General features: G+C 43.2%; 14 protein-coding genes, 1 riboswitch and 1 other annotated feature. Of the genes, 3 read left to right on the forward strand and 11 right to left on the reverse strand.

Features of this window, described 5'->3' with window-relative positions:
* Positions 1-187: 187 nt before the first annotated feature.
* Positions 188-1,882, reverse strand: a complete 1,695-nt coding sequence (locus H8Z82_RS12885) for a carbon starvation CstA family protein (RefSeq protein WP_173705040.1) — start codon at positions 1,880-1,882, stop codon at positions 188-190.
* Positions 1,883-1,954: 72 nt separating this feature from the next.
* Positions 1,955-2,197 (reverse strand) — a binding site (T-box leader).
* 195 nt (positions 2,198-2,392) lie between these two features.
* On the opposite strand from H8Z82_RS12885, the gene H8Z82_RS12890 reads away from it, so the two are divergent.
* The gene (locus tag H8Z82_RS12890; protein WP_330607965.1) at positions 2,393-2,554 is read left to right on the forward strand and encodes an N-acetylmuramoyl-L-alanine amidase; all 162 of its coding nucleotides are present in this window, start codon (positions 2,393-2,395) and stop codon (positions 2,552-2,554) included.
* 6 nt (positions 2,555-2,560) lie between these two features.
* On the opposite strand, the gene H8Z82_RS12895 is transcribed toward H8Z82_RS12890, so the two are convergent.
* The 4 genes from H8Z82_RS12895 to H8Z82_RS12910 are packed head-to-tail and all read right to left on the reverse strand — an operon-like array spanning position 2,561 to position 6,130.
* Positions 2,561-3,112: a transcription repressor NadR gene (locus H8Z82_RS12895; protein WP_019162884.1), complete on the reverse strand. Its 552-nt coding sequence runs from the start codon at positions 3,110-3,112 to the stop codon at positions 2,561-2,563.
* Positions 3,109-4,764: an ABC transporter ATP-binding protein gene (locus tag H8Z82_RS12900; protein WP_186995339.1), complete on the reverse strand. Its 1,656-nt coding sequence runs from the start codon at positions 4,762-4,764 to the stop codon at positions 3,109-3,111. The genes H8Z82_RS12895 and H8Z82_RS12900 overlap by 4 nt, the downstream gene beginning before the upstream one ends.
* Positions 4,764-5,528, reverse strand: coding sequence for an energy-coupling factor transporter transmembrane component T family protein (locus tag H8Z82_RS12905; RefSeq protein ID WP_186995340.1), 765 nt, complete (start codon positions 5,526-5,528; stop codon positions 4,764-4,766). The genes H8Z82_RS12900 and H8Z82_RS12905 overlap by 1 nt, the downstream gene beginning before the upstream one ends.
* A complete protein-coding gene (locus tag H8Z82_RS12910) occupies positions 5,528-6,130 on the reverse strand; it encodes an ECF transporter S component (RefSeq protein ID WP_186995341.1) in 603 nt (200 codons plus the stop codon). Before H8Z82_RS12910 ends, H8Z82_RS12905 begins: the two co-directional genes overlap by 1 nt.
* A gap of 259 nt (positions 6,131-6,389) precedes the next feature.
* Between H8Z82_RS12910 and H8Z82_RS12915 the strand changes: the two genes are divergently transcribed.
* Positions 6,390-7,391, forward strand: a complete 1,002-nt coding sequence (locus tag H8Z82_RS12915) for an asparaginase (protein ID WP_186995342.1) — start codon at positions 6,390-6,392, stop codon at positions 7,389-7,391.
* 92 nt (positions 7,392-7,483) lie between these two features.
* Positions 7,484-8,374, forward strand: a complete 891-nt coding sequence (locus tag H8Z82_RS12920) for an RluA family pseudouridine synthase (protein ID WP_173743569.1) — start codon at positions 7,484-7,486, stop codon at positions 8,372-8,374.
* Here H8Z82_RS12920 and H8Z82_RS12925 read toward each other — a convergent pair.
* The 6 genes from H8Z82_RS12925 to H8Z82_RS12950 all read right to left on the reverse strand — a co-directional run bounded on the left by H8Z82_RS12925 (position 8,361) and on the right by H8Z82_RS12950 (position 15,326).
* Complete coding sequence (locus H8Z82_RS12925) at positions 8,361-8,996, reverse strand: ECF transporter S component (protein ID WP_173743570.1); 636 nt, start codon at positions 8,994-8,996, stop codon at positions 8,361-8,363. The two genes, H8Z82_RS12920 and H8Z82_RS12925, sit on opposite strands and share 14 nt — an antisense overlap.
* Before the next feature lie 152 nt (positions 8,997-9,148).
* Positions 9,149-9,278: riboswitch (FMN riboswitch) on the reverse strand.
* Between the two features lie 62 nt (positions 9,279-9,340).
* Positions 9,341-11,017, reverse strand: a complete 1,677-nt coding sequence (locus H8Z82_RS12930) for a glycoside hydrolase family 13 protein (protein ID WP_186995343.1) — start codon at positions 11,015-11,017, stop codon at positions 9,341-9,343.
* Positions 11,018-11,057: 40 nt separating this feature from the next.
* Positions 11,058-11,900: a carbohydrate ABC transporter permease gene (locus tag H8Z82_RS12935; protein ID WP_186995344.1), complete on the reverse strand. Its 843-nt coding sequence runs from the start codon at positions 11,898-11,900 to the stop codon at positions 11,058-11,060.
* Positions 11,897-12,784 (reverse strand): carbohydrate ABC transporter permease, encoded by an 888-nt coding sequence (locus H8Z82_RS12940; RefSeq protein ID WP_118330819.1) that lies wholly within the window; start codon positions 12,782-12,784, stop codon positions 11,897-11,899. Before H8Z82_RS12940 ends, H8Z82_RS12935 begins: the two co-directional genes overlap by 4 nt.
* Positions 12,785-12,800: 16 nt before the next feature.
* The gene (locus H8Z82_RS12945) at positions 12,801-14,075 is read right to left on the reverse strand and encodes an ABC transporter substrate-binding protein (RefSeq protein WP_243176477.1); all 1,275 of its coding nucleotides are present in this window, start codon (positions 14,073-14,075) and stop codon (positions 12,801-12,803) included.
* A gap of 243 nt (positions 14,076-14,318) precedes the next feature.
* The gene (locus H8Z82_RS12950; RefSeq protein WP_118136749.1) at positions 14,319-15,326 is read right to left on the reverse strand and encodes a LacI family DNA-binding transcriptional regulator; all 1,008 of its coding nucleotides are present in this window, start codon (positions 15,324-15,326) and stop codon (positions 14,319-14,321) included.
* Positions 15,327-15,427 lie beyond the last annotated feature (101 nt).

Genomic DNA, 15,427 nt, shown 5'->3' on the forward strand with positions numbered 1-15,427 from the left:
TGGCCGTGGAATAAATGTTTCATAAACATAAATACCCGCCACATCAAATCAGACATGGCGGATACATTTAGAAATTCATTTTGAATATTTTGCTTGTCTACTTGACAAGGGGCAGATCAAACTCCCAAAGTGTCTTTTTTCAGATTTTTATTTTTATGTAAGAATATCAACCGCTATCCTTCTTAGATTATGCAGTCTGTTTTTCATCATTTTTTTCAAAAAGCTTCTTCACTCCCTGGATTGCTACCAGCACACCAAGGATCAGCAGTAACACTGCAAAGATAAGCTGTAAGGTATTTCCAAGATCAAGGCCTGTGGTAAATAATGCTTTTGTAAGCTTGCTGATGGTCATACCCAGTGCAGTAAAGGTAACTGCCATCATAAATACCATAGGGATCCAGAGCATGCAGCCCTGGCGTTTTGTTTTCTTAAGAAATACTGCGCAGGCTACAAGGGCAAGTACAGATAACAGCTGATTGGCAGAACCAAACAGCGGCCAGATTTCTGCATATCCAACCTTTGTAAGCAGATAGGCAAGTACCAGTGTAATGATTGTTGCAAAATATTTATTGGTTACTACTTTTAAGAACGGGCTCATATTTTCCTCGTCTGTATCAGAATCAAGGAAAAATTCCTGGAATGACAGACGTCCTACTCTGGCCACTGAATCAAGAGAGGTCAGTGCAAAGGCTGATACAGCCAGATTGATCAGTGTAAATACAAGTGAATGTGGCAAACCGATCACAGAAAGGAAGTTTGCAATAGCACCTGCAAATATCTGTGGCTGAGTGGTAAGTCCCTGTGCTGCTGCCTCACCATCTGCAAAGGATGCAACAGCGATCAGTGCAATAATTGCCAGCATACTTTCCATAAGCATTGCACCAAAGGAAACCGGAAGCATGTTCTTTTCATTTTTGATCTGTTTTGACGCAGTGCCGGAGGATACCAGTGAATGGAAGCCTGAAACTGCACCGCAGGCAATTGTCACGAAAAGAATAGGGAACATATACTGTCCGTCCACATTAAAGCTTGTAAATGCCTTAAGATTACAGGATGGGTTGGCTGCAAATACACCGATAACCGCACCAACGATCATAAAGATCAGCAGATAACTGTTCAGATAATCACGGGGCTGGAGCAATGCCCATACAGGGGCAACACTGGCTACCAGAATATATGCAAAGATAATAATATGCCAGGTACCAAGACTTACATATACCGGGAATTTAAGTCCCAGCACAATTGCGAGCACTAATAATAAAATAGCCACTGCAGTATTGATCCATTTATTAAACTTGGAATATTTAAGGAAAAATCCCAGTCCCACTGCCTCGATGATAAATAACATGGAAGTTGTTGCAACTGCTCCGTTTGCTGCTACCTTGGTAACGGTTCCTGCGTTATCTGTCACAAATCCGTTAAAGGTTCCTGCCACAACATCTGCAAATGCTGCAACAACCAGAATACAGAACAGCCAGCAGAATAAAAGGAATAATTTCTTTCCCAGTTTTCCGATATAAGCTTCAATGATATATCCGATTGTACGGCCTTTGTTCTTTACAGAGGCATACATAGATGCAAAATCCTGAACTGCTCCGAAAAATACACCACCGATCAGGATCCAGAGCATAACCGGAAGCCAGCCGAAAATTGCTGCCTGGATCGGTCCGTTGATAGGACCTGCACCTGCTATAGATGCAAACTGATGACCAAATACCACATTGGTATCAGCCGGTACATAATCCACTCCATCCTCCATCTCATATGCCGGTGTTTTTGCTTTTGGATCAATGCCCCATTTGTTCTGAAGATAACGACCATACAGAAGATATGCTCCACCAAGCACTACGATAGCTATTATCATCATTACTATTCCACTCATAATGTCTTCCCTCTTCTTTCTTTTATATTTATATATAAAAAAACGCCCCTGCTATCCAATTTCCAATTGGATAACAAAGGCGGAATATTCCGTGGTACCACTTTGTATTATTATACCTGTCACCAGATACAATCTCTTAACACTGTCTAAACCAAACAGCTTCTCCTGTAACGTGAAGACCACGTCCCGGCTTACTATAGATTTCAGCGGGATGCTCCCGGGTGATATCACAAAACACCATCTGCCGCATCTCACCTGCCTGCGACTCTCTGTAATCCGGTTCCTTCTGTGACCTGTCCTGTTCTATGCATTTCTCTTTTTTATTTATCTAAAGTTTTACTCTTTTTTTTATAAAATATCAAGAGATAATTTATATATATTTTACAATTATAGATAGGTGTTTTTGTGTAATATATACAATTGTAAAAATAAACTGCGCTTTGCACGCCTATGTCCATTTTATATGGGTATCTGTTATGTGAATTACTCGGCATCTGGGAGACAGACACCATGACCGGCAATAACTGGAGTCAGGCTCCTACCACCCTCATTAAAATGGGATATATGAGCAACCCCACAGAAGACAGAAAAATGCAGCAGGACTCCTACCAGAAAAAAATGGTATACGGAATCGCTAATGGTATTGATCACTACCTACTGGGCAAATCCTGAATTCCCCTAATTTTTCTCCCCCTCACCAAAATCAATAGGCTCATATTCCTTCAGCTTAGCCAAAAACCCCCTCTTCTGCAGTTCTGTCTGTATAAAATCCAGACGTTCCGCAGAAGGGGCACTTACGGTATGATAATGGTATTCCGATGTTATATTCTTCAGCAATGTAGAATGTCCTTTTTTCAGTTCATCCAGAAATTCGCTGATATCCTTCCTGCTGCCGATGTTCAGTTCTGCCCGGACAATTCCATATACCTTATGATATACAAATACATCCTCCACATATCCTCCACAATCAGTGATCAGCTTCAGCTCTTCCTCTACCTCGCTGTCACTGTGAAAGACCTTAAACACACGGCTGGCTTTCTTTTCCCCTGAAAGAAGGTAGCCCTGATTAGTCGAAATGATCTTATAATCCTGGGCACGCAGCAGGGCCATATCCTGCACAATTACCTGCCTGCTCACATCCAGGATCCCTGCCAGTTCTTTCCCTGAAATAGGTACTTCACTGTCTGACAACATCCGGACTATTTTATTTCTTCTCTCTTTTCCATTCATTCCATACCCAACCTTTCAAGCAGCTGTGTCATAGATGGTTTTTGCAGTCTGGCTTTCTTCAGGACTTCATCCTGGCCAAAAATCTCCTCAGGCACTCCATCTGCCAGAACTGTTCCATGCGCCATAACAATCACACGTTCAAAATTTTCAGCTACAAAATCCATATCATGCAGAATCGCGATCACCAGCTTTCCACGATCTGAAAGCTGCTTGATCATGCTGGCAATCCTCTTTTTGCCGGTATCATCCTGTGCAATGGTAGGCTCATCCAGAATGATCACCTCTGTATCCATTGCAAGCACAGAGGCAATGGCTACCATTTTCCGCTCATGCAGGTCCAGATCATAGGGATTTTCTTTTTCCTTTCCGAAAAGTCCCATAAGCTCCAAAGCCTTAAGAGCCTTTTCTTTTGCAGTCTCCGGGTTCATCCCAATATTAAGCGGTCCAAACATAACCTCATCCAGAACATTGTATTTAAAAATCTGATCATCCGGATTCTGAAATACATATCCCACTTTTCCGGCAAGCATAGCAACCGTTTTTTGGGAAATATCCTCTTCTCCAAAATAAATACTTCCGGAAATAGGCTTCAGAAGTCCCTTCAGCAAACGTACCAAAGTAGTTTTTCCGGCACCATTCTGACCAATGATCGCGGTTGTCCTGTGATCCAGCAACAGATTCAGGTTTTCAAACACAGGTACCTTCTTCCCATAAGCAAAAGAAACCTCTCTCATCTGAAATACTTTTCCGCTCTTCTCTGCAGATATGTGCGGATTCCTGTTGCCTTTGAAGCTTATGTCCGGTTTCATCTGTCTTTCCTGCTGTTCAAATAATCTGACGGTTGCCTCCAGAGTCACAGGATAGGTACCGTCCGAATTTGTCAGTCCACACATTTTACAGATTTTTACAAACACCGGAGGTTCCATCCCTATCTCCTCCAAATCCTCTCTGGCAAAAATTTTCTCCGGAATATCAAAGGCAACCACCTTTCCCTTCTGCATCAGCACCAGCTTGTCACAGTATTTTGCCATTTTTTCCAGCTTCTGCTCTACCATAATAATAGTCCTGCCTGTACGTGCCAGGTCATCCACTACCTTGAATACTTCCTCGGTTCCCTCAGGGTCCAGCTGAGAAGTAGGTTCATCCAGAATAACCACCTCCGGCTCCATTACCAAAATACTGGCAATAGCCACTCTCTGCATCTGGCCGCCTGACAGATCAAAGGGGTTACGATCCCGGTATTGCCAGATATCAAGCTGTCGCAGCACTTTCTCAATCCGGGTCTTCATTTCTTCCCGCTCTATACCCAGGTTCTGCAATCCATATGCCACCTCGCCATAGACAGTATCTCTGGCACCTGACAGCTGATTAAAAGGATTCTGGAAAATCAGCCCAACCTTTTCACACAGGTTCTGGACAGGCACCTGATCCGCCAGACAATCTGCCACCCTTAGAGTTCCACCGTAGGCTCCATGATAGAACTGAGGGACTAACCCTACCATTGCCTGACACAGAGTACTTTTCCCTGCTCCGTTAGGTCCCACAATTCCGATAAACTCTCCGGGAGCAACAGAAAGGGAAATCCCATCCAGTGCCAATCTGTCCGTATCCGGGTATTTATATTTCAGGTTTTCAATATTTATCATGGGCATTACCATATCCTCCAGACTATAACCAGTACCAGTAAAAATACCAGAATTCCTCTGACTACCGGATCCCATTTGCATTTTGGCCGGTCATAGAGCCAGGTTTTTTTCTGCTTTCTACCAAATCCGCGTACCTCCAGTGCAATCGCACGTTCCCTGGTATTGATCAGCGAACTCATCACCACCGGAGAAATCAATGGCAGGAATGCTTTTATCCTCACCAGCATATTTCCTTCTGTTTCCATACCGCGGCTTCGCTGTGCATCGGCAATTACATCCCTGGCAGCCAGCATCTGTGGCAATATCTGAAATACAGAATTGATAATATAACCAAACCTTGGAGAAAAGCCACTTTTTTCCAGCTCATCCACCAGTTCCTGTGGAGAGGTGGTAAGCACAAAAATTCCAAAAGAAAGGAGCATGTTCAGAATATTACATCCGATTCTGACTGCAAACAGAACTCCTTCTCTGTAAAAGGTAATTACTCCTATGGAAAACATAACCGTTCTGTTATCATGATTAAACAGACCCTGGATCAGAAAAATCACAAGAATCAAAGTAAAAGAAAACAACACCAGCGGCATTGCTTTCCCAAGAATCCTGCCACTGGCAAGGATACATAAGCTGGCTGTGATCATAACAGGGAAAAGCCAGAGCTTTCCCCCGATCAGCGGAACCAGGATTGCTGTCAAAATGTACAGCAGTTTTGTATAAGGGTGAAGCCGGTTCAGCCATGATCCCTTATTTATATATAAACTTATACTGTTCATTAGTCAAGTCTCTCTGTTTTTGCATTTACATCATACAATGCAGTAAGCTTTCTGGGAAGTCCCTGTAAGATAAAATAAACAATAATAATTGTAATGATCTTATCCGGTACATCTACTACAATCTCATCTAATAAAGAACCAATTCCCACTGACATTCCACCAGCCTGTGTAGCAGCAAATACAGCATCTCCCCATACATTACCGGTTGTACCGCCCCAGAATATAATATTCAGTGGAGTAGATACAAGTACTGCAGCCAGTCCGCCGCCAAGTGCGCAGACAAAGGACTTGGGGAATGTGGACATAAATCCCATTCTGGCCAGAATACCTACCGCCAATCCAATACACAGACTGGTAAATGCATAAACCAGAGTAATATTATCACCGGTTGTCAGCCCATAGATCAGGTTATTGGCCGCTCCACAGACAGCTCCGATCACAGGTCCTCCCAGACATGCACCAATACAGGTTCCGATACAGTCCAGCCAAAGTGGCAGCTTTAACAGGGATGCAAATAGTTTTCCCAGGTAATTAATTCCAATACAGGCTGGAATTAATACAATCGTAGCCGTTGTGAATTTTGTTTTAAAAATTTTTCCCATTTTTTCTCCTCTTATGCGAAGCTTTGCACGCATATGGTCATTTTATATTTGTATCTGTCATTTCACCTGACAAGACACCTGACACAACAGATAATTTACACTTAAAATTTCCAAAAGTCAATATCTTTCATAACCACAAAAAGAAACTCCCAAAACAGAGAAATTCCTTATCTTGCCCTTTCTACGTCCTCTGTGTATAATAGGAAATATTACGATTCTGAAATTTTTTATAATAATCAAAACTCAGGAGTACACTATTATGAAAAAAATCCTACTGATCGCCACCGGCGGTACAATCGCTTCCAAATATACCAAAGAAGGACTTTCCCCTCAGATTTCCGCAGAAGAACTGTTGGGATATATCCCCACTGCCAGAGAGTTCTGCACCATCGACACCCTGCAGCCTTTTTCTCTGGACAGTACCAATGTATGTGCTGACCACTGGCTGCAGCTGGCACAGCTCATTGAGAAAAAATATGAATTCTACGATGGATTTGTGATCTGCCACGGCACTGATACCATGGCTTACACTGCAGCAGCCCTGTCCTATCTGATCCAGAATAATCGCCGTCCTATCGTGATCACAGGCGCTCAGAAACCAATTGATCTGGCCATCACAGACGCCCGCTCCAATCTGTTGGACAGCCTGCGTTTTGCTTCCCACGACCGGGCTCACGGTATCTCCATTGTATTTGGAGGCAAAGTAATTGCCGGTACCAGAGCCAAGAAGGAATTTTCCAAAAGCTACAATGCCTTCTCCAGTATTAATTACCCTGATATTGCTTCTGTTCACGATAACAGAATTATCTTTTATATTGATGATAAAGATCAGAATACCCGTCCGCTGGTTTTCTATCATCAGATGAATACCAACATCTTTCTCATGAAACTGATTCCCGGAACTGACGGACGGATTCTGGACACTCTGGCAGACTCCTATGACGGACTTATCATCGAGTCCTTTGGCGTAGGCGGTCTTCCAAACTATGGCAATGACAGTTTTCTGAATGCACTTTCAGACTGGATCTCTGCCGGTAAACTGGTATGCATGGCTACTCAGGTAACCCATGAGGGCAGCGATATGGAAGTCTACCAGGTTGGAAAAGTGATCAAGGAGAAATTTCCCATACTGGAATCCTATGACATGACTCTGGAAGCTTCTGTTACCAAAATGATGTGGGTGCTGGGTCAGACACAGGATCTCCGGGAATGCAGAAGGTTATTTTATAAAACCATTAATCATGATCTGCTGTTTGTATAACTCTTGAATCCTGATACTAATTTGTTACCCGCCACCTACAGAGATGGGAATCATCTCACATCTGATATTTCACACCCAATAGGAGAACCCGAATGAACCGAACCATAGAATATACAATCCCGGAATCCCAGAACGGACTCCGGGTAGAACAATTTCTCAGAAGAAAGGGATACTCCCGGCAGAATCTCACAGAAATCAAACGGATGCCCCAGAGCATCCTGGTAAACGGAATCCACTACTATATGCGTCAAACCCTGGCTGCAGGTGACCATCTACAGGTCTGTATCTGCGAGACAGAATCCTCGGAGAAAATCCCGCCGGTAAAGCTTCCCCTGAACATTGTTTATGAAGATGAAGACATCCTGGTGATCAACAAGCCTGCAGGAATGCCCATCCATCCCTCCATGAAAAACTACTATAATTCTCTGGCCAATGCCCTGGCATGGTACTATCAGGATCAGGGAAAGCCTTTTATCTTCCGCTGCAGCAACCGCCTGGACCGGGATACCTCCGGGCTCACTGTAATTTCCAAACACCTGGTCAGCGCCAGCATCATGGCCGATATGACCAAAAAACGCCTGGTACACAGGGAATACCTGGCCATCGTAAAAGGTGACCTCACCCCACCCGCAGGAACCATCACAGCCCCTCTTTCCCGCAAAGAAGGCTCCATTATTGAACGCACCGTAGATTTTGAACATGGTGAAGAAGCCATCACCCATTATAAACTGGTAAAAAAAGAAAATGGGCACAGCCTGGTCTCCCTTCAGCTGGAAACCGGCCGCACCCATCAGATCCGTATCCATATGAAATACCTGGGCTATCCCCTTATCGGAGACTACCTCTACAACCCTGACATGGAACACATTACCCGCCAGGCCCTACATTCCTACCACATGGAATTCCCCCATCCCATCACAGGACAGAAGATGACTTTCACTGCTCCCCTTCCGTCGGACATGTCTGCCATCAGTCCCCTTTAAGCACTACACGGATTCTCTTATAAATAAAGAATACGATCAGAGATGTCAGTGTATATTTAAAGATATTGAATGGGAAAATAATCAGTGCTGCAAAGCTAAGCAGACTGTTCACAGAGCTATGCACAGCTCCTCCCATTTCAATAAATGCCTCAATCGGCATTCCAAAAGCTTTGCCATAAGCCGGCAGCAGCACAAATGCATTCATAAAGCAAGCTACAACAGCTGTCAGCACTGTACCTGCAGCCATACCTATTACTGCATGCTTTCTGTTCTTGACAGAATGAAAGCGATAGATCAGACCAGCCGGAACCACAAAGGTACATCCAAAAATAAAGTTAGCCAAATCTCCTACACCTGCTGTCATAGAACCCTTGGTCACCAGATGAACCAGAATCTTCACCAGTTCGATCAGTACGCCTGCAATAGGTCCCATGGCAAAAGATCCTACCAGCACCGGAATCTCAGAAAAATCCAACTGATAGAAAGACGGTGCCAGAAATGGAAGTGGAAACTCCAGATTCATCAATACACCTGCAATTGCTCCTAACATAGCAATCTGTGTAATTGTCCTCGTCTTGCTCCTGGCCACTACATTGCCGTTTCTCAATACCTGTTCACTCATACTGTTTCTCTCCTTTGAAATATTTTTTTGCAGATGTCAGACAAAAGCCCCACATCTTTCTGCAAAAGAAAATTCCACAAGAATGCTGTTACAACAACATAAAAAGCCCCGGATATCCATCCGGGGCACTGAGCACGTACTTTTGTATACTGCGTGTTCTTCTCTCATCCAGACTTTACTGTCGGTTTTGGAATTTCACCAAATCAGCCGCCGAAGCGGGTCGCGGACTATACCGCCGGTAGGGAATTTCGCAACTGCGATCACCCAACCCCGAAGAATTTTCTTTTAACTGAAACCGATTATACTATATACGCATACTCATTTCAAGAGATTTTATTAATTTTTCAGTCTTTTTTATAAAGCACAAATGCTTCATATGGATTCAGGACAATTTTCCTGTCAAACATTTTTCTGCCCATATTTGTGATCAGGCACTGAGCTCCTTCTGCAAATGTTTCCGGAAGTTCCATTTCCGCTTCCTGCGCACTGAAATTGCATACTGTGAGCAGCTTCTCTGCTCCAAGCTTTCTTGTGTAAGCGAAGATCTGGTCATGGTCACGGTACAGAGCCTCAAATTCTCCGTATACGATGATATCCATTTCTTTACGCAGACGGATCAGCTTCTGATAATAATGGAAAACAGAGTCCGGATCTTTTAACTGATCTGCGGCATTGATCTGCTGATAGTTTGGATTTACCTTAATCCACGGTTCCCCTGTGGTGAAACCTGCACCTGCGGAAGTATCCCACTGCATAGGTGTTCTGGCATTGTCACGGCTTCTGAGCATCAGGCATTTCATCATATACTCCGGTGTCAGTCTGCCTGATTCTGTCAGCTCAGTGAAATAATGAAGACTTTCGATATCGCGGTAATCCTCCAGCTTGTCAAAATAGATGTTAGTCATTCCAAGCTCTTCACCCTGATATACATAGGGGGTTCCCTGCATCATATGAATGCAGGTCGCCAGCATCTTGGCTGAAATATCCCGGTAAGCAGGATTATCATTTCCAAATCTGGATACACTTCTTGGCTGGTCATGGTTCCCAAGGAAAAGACTGTTCCATGCTTTTCCTGCCAGTTCTTCCTGCCATTTGATCATGATCTTCTTGAACTCTTTGAAATCATACCGTTCTGTGGTCCATTTGCCATAATCACCACCACCGATTTCTACATGCTCAAACTGGAATACCATATTCAGTTCTTCTCGGTCATCACCTGCATATTTCTGTGCTTCCTCAATGGTAACTCCTGACGTTTCTCCCACAGTCATTACATCATATTTGGAAAGCACCTCCCGGTTCATCTCCTGAAGATATTCATGCACTCTTGGTCCATGGACACTGTAAGGTCCAAAATCCCCATAAAGTCCTCCGTGAGTCTCTCCGTCCGGAAATGCCTGATCCTTGGAGATCATACTGATTACGTCCATACGGAAACCATCGATTCCTTTTTCACACCAGAAGTTCATCATATCATAAACTTCCCGACGAACCTTCTCGTTCTCCCAGTTCAGATCCGGCTGCTTCTTGGAGAACAGGTGAAGATAATACATATCTGTCTGTGCGTCATATTCCCAGGCTGAACCGCCGAATACTCCGCCCCAGTTATTTGGCTCCTTACCGTTCACCGGATTTCTCCAGATATAATAGTCGCGGTAAGGATTATCTTTGGATTTACGACTCTCAATAAACCAGGAATGCTCGTCGGAAGTATGATTTACAACCAGATCCATAAGGATCTTGATTCCTCTTTTGTGTGCCTCTGCAAGGAGGGTTTCATAATCCTCCATAGTTCCGTAATCTTTATAGATTTTTCTGTAATCAGAAATATCATAGCCGTTATCATCCTGCGGAGACTCAAGCATAGGCGAGATCCAAAGTACATTTACACCCAGCTCTTTCAGATAATCAAGCTTTTCTATAATTCCTCTGATATCCCCGATGCCGTCTCCGTTACTGTCTTTAAAACTTTTGGGGTAGATCTGATATACAACACTTTCTTTCCACCAGGTTTTTTTCATAACTTAAGCCTCCTGTTTGCATTTCAAGTTTATTGTTGTGTTATTTTACTGCACCGGCAACAACACCGTTCATGATCCATTTCTGACAGAAGATATATACGATCAGTACAGGTGCCAGTACAAGCAGATAAGAGGCAAATGCCAGGTTATAATCTACAGAGAACTGGCTCTTGAATACATACTGTGCAAGCTGTAAGGTCTGCTGGCTCTCATCACTTAAGAGTACCAGTGGCATGCTGAAGTCGTTCCATGTCCACATAAAGGAAAGAATCGCTACTGTTGCAGTAGTTGGTTTTAATACCGGGAAAATGACCCGGCTGAAAATCTGGATGGGGTTGGCACCATCGATCATTGCTGCTTCATCCAGTGCTTCCGGTATCGCCTTGATCGCACCTGTATAAAGGAAAGTGTTCATGGGCAGACCGAAGATAACATACAGAAAAGTAATACCGTAAATATTATCCAGATGGAAGGCATTCGCCTGTACAACCAATGGAAGCATGATTACCTGGAACGGAATAAACATGGCACTGATAAAGTAGTAATACATAATGGAAAAGAATTTACTCTTTTTCCTGTTTCTGGTTATGGCATACGCTGCAAAGGAGTTTGTGATCAATGTAAAGAACAGGTTGATCACTGTAATAAATGCAGTGTTAAAAAATTTCCGCGGAAAATCGGTCATTACCCAGGCATCTACGAAGTTCTGCAGACGCAGCTTTCTGGGCAGTGCCAGTACGTTATTCATGTCAGATGGATCCTTAATTGCGATCATCAGTGCCATATACAGAGGCAGAAGAATGATCAGCACAATTCCTATGATAAGAAGAATCGTTACAGGCCAGTTGTAACGTTCTTTTACCTTCGCTACACCCTGTTTCATCCTAACTTCTCCTCTCTCTTCTCAAGTATACGCAGCTGGAATACAGAAATCAGCACAACTACGATGAAAAGCACAACTGCATTGGCTGACTGGTAGGCAAACTGTCCTCCGCCGAATCCCTTCTTATAAATCAGGACTGCAATGGAAGTAGTTGCGGTTCCGGGTCCACCATCTGTCATGGCCATGATCTGATCGTAAACCATCAGGTAACCTTTGGCCGAGAGCACCATATTAATGGTAAAGGAAGGTGCCAGAAGAGGGAATGTGATCTTACTGAACCTCTTAAATCCTGTAGCTCCGTCCAGATCAGCAGCTTCATATACATCTGTATCAATAGACTGGAGTCCTGCAATATAGATCAGTGTATTGAATGCACATCCGATCCACAGAGATACTGCAATGATTCCCCACATCGCATTGTTAGTACCCAGAATATTCACACTGAGAGCCTTGATTCCCAGAGCTTTTCCAAGCTCCGGAACCAGGTTTGCAAAAATATAGTTGAAGATAAATCCCACGATCAGACTTCCCAGCATATACGGCAGGAAATAAAATGCTTTAATGGTATTTTTGAATTTAATCTTTGCATTTAATGCGCATGCGAGCACAAGGCTGATCACATTAACCAGGATCGTAGTGATCACAGCAAATTTAAAGGTGAAAATGTAAGCATTTCCTGTATCTGCATCTACAAACATATGCAGGTAATTACGCAGCCCTACGAAATTCCAGTCTCCATATCCTCTCCAGTCAGTAAAGCTGTAGAATACACCTTTCAGGAAAGGAATTGTATGGAAGATGAAAAATAATACTGCAAGAATACCAACATAAATATAGTAAACTTTATTGACAGCAGGTCTTTTACGATTCGCTGCTTTCTTCATAGGCTCATCCCCTCACTTAATCTACATTCGCAACATCATATTTTTCGTCACACTGTTTCAGGAACTGTTCGATGTTTTCCTTATCATCCATTCCATTTGCACGATTTAAACTAAGTTCAGTAAGCAGTACAGACATATTAAATCCTGATGGGTAGTAGTGGTCTTCAAAGTTGGCAACTTTACCATTGCTGATGTCTTCCTGTACACCTGATACTGCTTCATCACTCTGCTCTACACCCTTTAATGCGGAGAATGAGAACTGCTCATCAATATAAGTCTGTACATTTTCTTTTTCCATCATAAAGGAAACGAAATCTTTAGCTGCATCTACATTGGAACTGCTCTTGCTTACGCCCAGAAGCACATCCACACCTGAGGTAACCTTATTCTGGGATTCATCATTGGAAGACGGAAATGCAAACATGTTTATTTTTACATCCGGGTTAGCATTACGGTACTGGCTGATTGCCCAGTTTCCGTTGATGATCATTACAGCGTCACCGTTGGCAAATTTCTTGTTTCCGTCATCATAGCTAAGTCCCATGAAATCATCCTGTGCATAATCAAGAAGTGTCAGATATTTCTCTGTAATCTCCTCATGAGTTCCCACAAATGTTGTCTTGCCTGCTTTGCGGTCATCTGCGAAGCTCTCCGGTGCAAGGTCTGCTGCTATGGAATTCCATGGTGCATTTGCTGTCCATGCATCTTTGTAAGTCATCAGTAATGGCTGCTCGCCTGCATCCTGGATTTTCTGAAGAGTATCTATAAACTCATCCCAGGTCTTCGGAACTTCCAGCCCAAGCTCTTCGAATTTCTCTGTATTGTAGATGACACCGGAAGCATTTGTAGCAAATGGAACACCATATATTGTCTCTTCTTTGTCCTTATTTACATCGTAAACCATGTCAATATAGGCTTCCTGTACATCCTTGATATAATCCTGATCACCCAGATCAAGCAGCATACCTGCACCTTCAACCTCAGTGTAGTTGTTATCGCCGCCCATTGCTACAATGTCAGGCATATCATTCTTTGCCATTCTGGTCTTTAATACTGTTCCTGCATCCGGCGGAGCAGTAACCTTTACTGTCACATCGTCATGGCTTTCATTATATTTGTCTACCAGTTTCTGAATCGTATCCTTGTTCTCAGGTTTTGTGGAAAAAAGCTCCAGTTCTGTTTTACCTGAGCTTTTCGCTGAGGAACCTGCGTCAGACGAACCGCCGCATCCTGTTAATGTGCCGGCAAGCAAAGTACCAATTACCAATGTGCTTATTATTTTTTTATACATTTTTTCTCCTCCATAATTTAATTTTCTTTTCATTTCATTAACTACGAAGGCTGCGCAACCTCTGTTTTCCCTTGGTGACTTTATCATAACGCAGCCTGCCTGTAAAAATCAACAGGTTTCTCGGGAAACTTAAATTTCACACAAAATTCACGATCCATTTTTGTGCATATCATACAATAATCAGTATGTTTTTACACTGTTAACCCAACTGGATAAGTTCTGTAAATTGTAAAAGAGAGCCTTCTATTCTTTCACAGACTCTCTTTTTATCAGCCGCACCGGGCTCTTGATATTCATTTCTTTTAAAGTTTCTCCCTCTATCATCCGGTGCAGACGACGCAGGGAGATCACGCCCTTCTGGTGGATATCCTGATGAACCGTAGTCAGCCTGGGACGGACAAACTCCGCATAAATACTGTCATCATAACCTACTATGGAAATCTGATCCGGAACCTTAATCCCATGGTCAAAGAAATAGTTCATAGCCTCAATCGCTCCGTAATCCGAAGAAAACGCCAGCGCCTTTACTTCAAGGAAACGGGGAAGCAATTCTTCATACCTGCTGAGGCGCTGTCTCTTCTCCCCCGGAACTACGATCAGACGGGATTTGCTGCAGAAACCGCCCTGCTTTTCCATAGCCTGTTTGAATCCGTTCCATCTGCGGGAATCACTGTCCTTATCTGTCTCTGCGATAAACAATGCCCTGTGGTATCCACATGAATACAGGTATTCTCCAACCTGATATCCACCGGAATAATCGTCAATTCCTACATTCTGGAAGGTGTATTCCCCTTCCGGATATGCATCGATCAATATCATCTTCTTGTTCAGTTTTCTGGACAGCTGTCTGTATCGTTCCTCATCATATCCCAGAATGATCAGACCCTCAACATTCCACCTGGAAGCCATGTCTACTACATCTTCAATTTTTTCCCCGCCGATAAGCATGACGAAATAACCTTTCCGTTCTGCTTCTGTCTGTATGGTTCCGATCAGCTCTCCCACAAAGGAATCCTGCAGAGACTGCATTCCATGGGCAGTGGCAAATCCAAGAACTACTCCGATGATTCTGGAGCCATGACCTGACAACATCACAGATCCCATATGTGGAACATAATTCTGTTCTTTCAGAATACGGGTAATCTTATCTATGGTTTCCTGAGACACTCTCTTGGTATTTCCATTGATTACATTGGAAACCGTAGTCCGGCTCACCCCCGCCATATCTGCAATATCCTGAAGTCTGATCATTTAAACGCCTCCTGCTTTACGATATTTTATAGATTCATACAATAGTGTTAAAGATATCCTTTTCTATAAAATGTTTATACCATATATATGTTTTTAAGTAA

Source organism: Blautia difficilis, from assembly GCF_014297245.1.
GTDB lineage: Bacteria > Bacillota > Clostridia > Lachnospirales > Lachnospiraceae > Blautia_A > Blautia_A difficilis.

Bases quoted from the DNA above. Each gene is read 5' to 3' on its own strand.
- H8Z82_RS12900 (WP_186995339.1), bottom strand. From the start codon at position 4,764: ATGCCCATGATAAATATTGAAAACCTGAAATATAAATACCCGGATACG.
- H8Z82_RS12930 (WP_186995343.1), bottom strand. From the start codon at position 11,017: ATGAAAAAAACCTGGTGGAAAGAAAGTGTTGTATATCAGATCTACCCC.
- H8Z82_RS12935 (WP_186995344.1), bottom strand. From the start codon at position 11,900: ATGAAACAGGGTGTAGCGAAGGTAAAAGAACGTTACAACTGGCCTGTA.
- H8Z82_RS12895 (WP_019162884.1), bottom strand. From the start codon at position 3,112: ATGAATGGAAAAGAGAGAAGAAATAAAATAGTCCGGATGTTGTCAGAC.
- H8Z82_RS12940 (WP_118330819.1), bottom strand. From the start codon at position 12,784: ATGAAGAAAGCAGCGAATCGTAAAAGACCTGCTGTCAATAAAGTTTAC.
- H8Z82_RS12945 (WP_243176477.1), bottom strand. From the start codon at position 14,075: ATGTATAAAAAAATAATAAGCACATTGGTAATTGGTACTTTGCTTGCC.
- H8Z82_RS12920 (WP_173743569.1), top strand. From the start codon at position 7,484: ATGAACCGAACCATAGAATATACAATCCCGGAATCCCAGAACGGACTC.
- H8Z82_RS12925 (WP_173743570.1), bottom strand. From the start codon at position 8,996: ATGAGTGAACAGGTATTGAGAAACGGCAATGTAGTGGCCAGGAGCAAG.
- H8Z82_RS12890 (WP_330607965.1), top strand. From the start codon at position 2,393: ATGACCGGCAATAACTGGAGTCAGGCTCCTACCACCCTCATTAAAATG.
- H8Z82_RS12905 (WP_186995340.1), bottom strand. From the start codon at position 5,528: ATGAACAGTATAAGTTTATATATAAATAAGGGATCATGGCTGAACCGG.
- H8Z82_RS12950 (WP_118136749.1), bottom strand. From the start codon at position 15,326: ATGATCAGACTTCAGGATATTGCAGATATGGCGGGGGTGAGCCGGACT.
- H8Z82_RS12885 (WP_173705040.1), bottom strand. From the start codon at position 1,882: ATGAGTGGAATAGTAATGATGATAATAGCTATCGTAGTGCTTGGTGGA.
- H8Z82_RS12910 (WP_186995341.1), bottom strand. From the start codon at position 6,130: ATGGGAAAAATTTTTAAAACAAAATTCACAACGGCTACGATTGTATTA.
- H8Z82_RS12915 (WP_186995342.1), top strand. From the start codon at position 6,390: ATGAAAAAAATCCTACTGATCGCCACCGGCGGTACAATCGCTTCCAAA.